This is a genomic window from Acinetobacter sp. YH01006, assembly GCF_013420445.1.
Classification (GTDB): Bacteria; Pseudomonadota; Gammaproteobacteria; order Pseudomonadales; family Moraxellaceae; genus Acinetobacter; species Acinetobacter pseudolwoffii.
Map to the genome: position 1 here is coordinate 1 of NZ_VOYB01000049.1, position 4628 is coordinate 4628.

Sequence of the window (4628 nt, forward strand, 5' to 3'; positions counted from 1 at the left end):
CCTTCCCGAACTCAGAAGTGAAACCTCTTTGCGCTGATGGTAGTGTGGGGTTACCCATGTGAGAGTAAGTCATCGCCAGCTCATTATTCGAAACACCCCCTGCATGAGCAGGGGGTGTTTTTTTGTGTGTGGAGTTTATAGCAAAATTAAAAAGTAAAAATAATATTCTGAATTTACTCAAGGTTATTTGCTGTTTTTAAATCAGCCTGATTATGTTTTAATCATTAAAATTTAAAGCCTAGGAATCTGCGTGTTTGAGGTATTTACACAGCTCTGTGGTGGAATCGGTTTATTTTTGCTTGGTATGACTTTAATGACCGAGAGCCTTAAAGATATTGCAGGTGAAACATTAAGACAATGGTTAGGTCGGTTTACTGGTTCTCCTTTTAAAGCAATGACTTCAGGTATTGCCTTGACCTTGATTGTGCAATCCTCCACAGCCACGACTCTAGCAACCATTGGCTTTGTCAGTGCAGGCGTACTCTCTTTTTCGCAAGCCATTGGTGTAATTATTGGCGCCAATATCGGTACAACCAGTACTGGCTGGATTGTGGCTTTTTTAGGTTTAAAGTTTTCTATTGGACAAGTGGCTTTGCCTCTCATTGCCATAGGCGCTTTACTTAAAATATTAGCACATGGACGTACAGCGCTTACCGGCTTGGCGCTTGCGGGATTCGGCCTGATTTTCTTTGGAATTGATTTGCTTCAAGTAGCAATGTCAGGTGTCGCAGAACATCTCGATCTTTCAATTTTCTCGACCGAAAGTTTTGCTGCAAAGCTGTTATTGGTACTTTTCGGTTTGGTCATGACTGTGATTTTGCAGTCCTCTAGTGCCGCCATTACAGCGACACTTGCTGCATTAGCAAGTCAGGCGATTCAGCTCGATCAAGCGCTTGTGCTCGTCATTGGCCAGAATATTGGAACCGTTGCAACTGCAGTACTGGCAGCCATCGGTGCAAATGCGAATGCAAAACGAACTGCTGCTGTGCATGTCTGTTTTAATGTCGTGAGTGCAATTTTTGCATTTTGTATTTTGGTTCCCTTGTTTTTATGGCTGTATCAACCACAGTATTTTTTATCTGGTTGGGATCATGTGGTCATTGTGGCAGCTTTTCATACAGCCTTCAGTGTATTTGGTGCCTTATTTTTTATGCCATTGATTCGCCCCTTTGAACAGCTGTTGGTGAAATATATTCCGGCACATGAAGATTCATTATTACAGGCCTTAGATGAAGCCAGTTTGGCAGTGCCTGCGGTCGCAATTAATACGGCAGAACAAGTGATCTTTAAAACCATATTGACCCAATATTCCTGGATTCTAAAAGCCATCAAGTCAGCAGAATTGGTTTCGGCCAATGAATTAAAACAGCAAGACGAATTAATTTACAAATTACAGGATTATTTAGGAAAAATTGTTGTGCCTGAAAATAGCACTGATCAAAGTCGGCTCTTTAGCTTATTAAGGATGATGGTTTATCTGAAAGTGTTGCGTAGTGATTTGGAAAATCTAAAGCATGTTGTGAGTATTCGTACCCAACCCGCGATTCATCAACTTGCCTTGGATTTTATCCAGATTCTGGAAAATGCTGGAAATAGCATGCTAGATACTCGCTCATCTGAAGATTTGAGCCAGTTGTATATTGAAATGGGACATCTAAAACAGTGGAGTAAACAGCATCGTAGCGAATTACGTGAAAAAACTAATATTTATGCCTCAACGTATCAGCTGAATGCAGCCAAAACTTTTGAGTTATTGGCTGCTCAGCGTTGGTTAGATCGCTTAGTTGCGCACAGTTACCGTTTGATTAATGTACTCAATGAGCGTCAGCAAACACTTACAATGCATCAAATTGACGACGAGCATGTTTAAGAGCAGATCTGAGGCCTTCTTCCAGCGTTGGGTGATAAAAAGGTTTTGCCAGGATTTGATGAATATCCTGATCTGCATCAATGGTCCAGGCCAGAAGATGGCCAAGATGTTCGGCTTGTGAACAGAAGAGTTCTGCGCCTAATAATTTGCCTGATTTTTTATCAATATAAACTTCAATACCACCTTTATTTTCAGCAAGAACCAATGCACGTCCTTGATTTTCATAGGAGGCAAATCCTCGAATAAATTCAATATTTTGCTGTTCTAACTGTTTAAAACTTTGTCCGATAATCGCCATTTCCGGGTGAGAGAATACGATTGCCAGTGGGGTGAGTGCGGGAATCGGCTTAATCTCGGGATAATTTAAACAGTTATGAACCACTTCTTTACCAGCATGAGCAGCTTCGTGCTGAATGGGGGCATCAGGTGCGGCATCACCCACTATAAATATAGGCATATCTGCGAGTTGTTTGGTTTTTTCATTGATAGGCAATTTTTTGATATCAGCAAAACTAGGCTCTAACTGATTTAAACCTAATCGATCCAGATTAGTCTGACGGCCTGTAGCGCCCAAAATATATTCAACTTGAATAGTTTGAGCTTGATCATTTTCAGTAAAATTAATCTGGATATGATCAGCTTGTTTTTTAACTTGATCTGGCAAGATTTTGAACTTGATATTGAGTTCTTTACTCAATTGCTCCTGTGCCAGCTTTTGTAAGACTGGACTGGTTAAGGCACCTACTTTTTGGCTACGAGCGAACAGGGTAGTGTCTACGCCCAGTCGTTGCATGGCTTGTGCCAGTTCAATGGCAATCACACCACTTCCGATCACTGCTAAAGACTTGGGTAATTGAGAAAGTTCAAATATCTTATCAGAAGTTAGATATTTATCTCCTAATTCTTCCTTGAATGTTTTATCGATATTAGGTCGTGAACCAACCGCAATAATGAAGCTTTTAGCCTGATAAGCTTGTCCATTGACTTCAACTGTATGGGCATTAATAAACGTTGCATGACCAGAAATTTTATGTGAAGCCTCCCATCGATCAACGCCTTTTAGGGTTGCGCGAATGAAACGTTCTCTTAAGCTATGTAGACGTTGCATCACACCTGAAGTATCTATTACAGCTTCATGTTGTAAAGCGAGGTCTTTCGCGGATTGAATGTCATGCATGCGATTTGCAGATGAAATCAGAAGTTTGCTTGGCATACAGCCGACACGTGCACAGGTTGTATCCCATGGGCCGTCATTAATAATTAAAATATTTTGGGTGTATTTGATGGCTTCGTTATAAGCACTGATCCCTGCAGTGCCTGCGCCAATGATGATGAGGTCGTACATATAATAGACTTTCTAGAAATTTATATCCTTAGTTCCAATATACAAAAAAGCCCTCTCTAAAAGAGGGCTTTTATTAAATCTTTACATTAATATTTTAGATTTGTTGGAGAGGTCAAATTTGTTTGAATAGTACCATTATTATTTGTTGAAGTACCTTCATAGGTAATTCCATCAATAATATGTTTGAATTTCAAAATACTACCATTTAAAGATTCTTTAAATGTGAAAATATTTTCTCCCTCCAAATGAATACTTGCAACAAAGTTTTTTTCATTTTTTGATGGAGATTCATTTTCTACACGTGTACCTATAATTGCACTTACATTTGGAATATCAAGGATTTGTTGTGCATTTGCTTTGACTCGGTATGTTGCAAGTGCTGCTGGATCACCAACAACTGAATTAATTTCGAAATTAACTGTTTCGACTTCAGGTGTATTTGGATTATCGTTGGTTAATACATCAAAACTTGAGTTGTTTTGCAGGACATAAAGTTCACCATCTGTAGAGGTTGGGTCTTTATAAATACTTAGTGCACCTTTGGTTTCGGTGGTTTCATCATCATAAGTTAGAGTCACCTCATATTCACTATTGGCTGCATTCATGCTTACAATACGCAGCTGATCTGATTGTGTAAGACCCCATGACTGCTTGTAAGGGTATCCAAATACACCAGTTACCCAAATATCATTAAATTTTTTATCAGCATTTCGATTATCAAAAATAATAATCATAGTTTTTCCAGTGAACTTATCAATTTGTTCATCTGAAAGTTTCATGCCTGTAAGTTCATTATCATTCACATCAAAATCCCATGTCGAATATTTATTAGGATTTACTTTATTTAACTGATTTTTGATGGTTGCATCATTAAAAAGAATATAACAACTAGTATTTGTATATGTGCCTGAGTTCATACACTTTTCACGATATACAAAAGCAGACTTATCTTGATCAAATAATTTTTTGGCATCTAAGGCAAGTTGTAGAGGACCTTGTGCAAAGGTATCTAAAGCATGATCAATATAGCCTTTAGCTGTTTTTTCATCATTTGGATCATAATTTCCAAATAAGAATTGACCTTCACGTTTTATAGTATCTAAGATTTGCTGAGAAGTTTGTTCCCCAGATGGAACACTTGAATTGTCACCATTGCTTGTTCCAGTTGAAGGTGATTTATCATAATAACCATCGCCCCCACATGCGGCTAAAAAACCTGATAAAGTGATAACAAGCACACTTTTATTAAACTTCATGTTTTACCCCAAAATAATTATATAAAGAACGCCAATCTCAACTTAAAATGAGTTTTTCGAGTTGAATTGGCGAATGGCCAAGCTTTTTATTCAAAACAACGCAGACGGTGTGTGACAGAATCTTTCTGATAAAGCGATGTGATAAATGCCATAAATC

Annotated in this window: 4 protein-coding genes and 1 pseudogene; 1 reads left to right on the forward strand and 4 read right to left on the reverse strand. The window is 38.4% G+C overall.

Features of this window, described 5'->3' with window-relative positions; all coding sequences use genetic code 11:
* Positions 1–181, reverse strand: a 181-nt coding sequence (locus FTT73_RS16210) for a hypothetical protein (RefSeq protein WP_218955712.1), incomplete at its 3' end; no start/stop codon positions are given.
* A gap of 69 nt (positions 182–250) precedes the next feature.
* On the opposite strand from FTT73_RS16210, the gene FTT73_RS15660 reads away from it, so the two are divergent.
* Entirely contained in the window at positions 251–1870 is a 1620-nt protein-coding gene (locus FTT73_RS15660) for a Na/Pi symporter (RefSeq protein WP_180191652.1), read from the forward strand.
* Here the strand turns inward: FTT73_RS15660 and FTT73_RS15665 are convergent.
* The 3 genes and pseudogenes from FTT73_RS15665 to FTT73_RS15675 form a co-directional block, all read right to left on the reverse strand.
* Complete coding sequence (locus FTT73_RS15665; protein ID WP_180078875.1) at positions 1836–3215, reverse strand: dihydrolipoyl dehydrogenase; 1380 nt, start codon at positions 3213–3215, stop codon at positions 1836–1838. The two genes, FTT73_RS15660 and FTT73_RS15665, sit on opposite strands and share 35 nt — an antisense overlap.
* Positions 3216–3301: 86 nt before the next feature.
* Positions 3302–4471, reverse strand: a complete 1170-nt coding sequence (locus FTT73_RS15670) for a hypothetical protein (protein ID WP_005106056.1) — start codon at positions 4469–4471, stop codon at positions 3302–3304.
* A gap of 37 nt (positions 4472–4508) precedes the next feature.
* Positions 4509–4628: pseudogene (locus FTT73_RS15675) on the reverse strand (IS982 family transposase); the annotation flags it as partial.

What these genes read in the sequence shown, in the direction of transcription:
- FTT73_RS15665 (WP_180078875.1), bottom strand. Translation starts at nt 3,215, where the DNA reads ATGTACGACCTCATCATCATTGGCGCAGGCACTGCAGGGATCAGTGCT.
- FTT73_RS15670 (WP_005106056.1), bottom strand. Translation starts at nt 4,471, where the DNA reads ATGAAGTTTAATAAAAGTGTGCTTGTTATCACTTTATCAGGTTTTTTA.